An 835-nucleotide genomic window follows, 5' to 3' on the forward strand; every position below is an offset into this window, starting at 1 on the left:
GGGCACGGTCCGTGCCCTGACCCTGTTCATCGACTTCCCCGACGCCGAGGCGCGGATCGACACCGCCGACCGCTTCGCCGAGTTCTTCCCCGCCACCGCGGAGTACTTCGCCACCGCCTCCTACGGCCGGATGGACTACCGACCCGACCCCGTGCACCGCTGGCTGCGCATGTCCCGCCCGTTCGAGGAGTACGGCATCGACCGCGGGGTGGGGTGGCACCCGGACGACCCCTCCGGATACAACGCCCTGATGCTCGACATCGTCGACGAGGTGGGCGGGGAGGTGGACTTCTCCTCCTACGACGTGGTGAACGTGCTCACCACCCCGAACGCCGGCCCCTCCGCCCTGGAGACCGTGCTGTCCGTCTCCTTCCCCGGCCGACCGCTGGTGGAGACCCCGACGGGCCCGCTGCGGAACGTGAGCTTCATCTGGAGCACCCAACCGGGCGACAGCTCCCACCGGGTCCTGGTCCACGAGAACGGCCACGCCTTCGGCCTGCCGGACCTCTACTGGACCGGCACCGGCGAACCACCCCTGCTGACCGGTCACTGGGACGTGATGGAGCAGGACTGGGGCCCCAGCAACGGCATGCTGGCCTGGCACCGCTGGAAGCTCGGATGGCTGACCGATGACCAGGTGGACTGCGTCGTGGAGGCCGGCACCACCGAGCACCGCCTCGTCCCGCTCGGGACCCCGTCCACCGGCGACGCCCCCGACACCGGCACGGACCCCGAGCCGGAGGCGGACGTGCGGGCGGACGGCCGACCCGGGCGGCCCGATGCCCCACCGCGCGCCGGAACGCCCGACGGGGCGCCCCCGGCCCACCCGGAGGGC

At 72.8% G+C, this 835-nt stretch carries 1 protein-coding gene; it reads left to right on the forward strand.

Annotation, left to right across the window (positions count from 1 at the left end; genetic code table 11):
• Window positions 1-835, forward strand: an 835-nt coding sequence (locus tag FNQ90_RS25320; protein WP_228471601.1) for a M6 family metalloprotease domain-containing protein, incomplete at both ends; no start/stop codon positions are given.

It is taken from the genome of Streptomyces alkaliphilus (assembly GCF_014141535.1).
Lineage (GTDB): Bacteria > Actinomycetota > Actinomycetes > Streptomycetales > Streptomycetaceae > Streptomyces > Streptomyces alkaliphilus.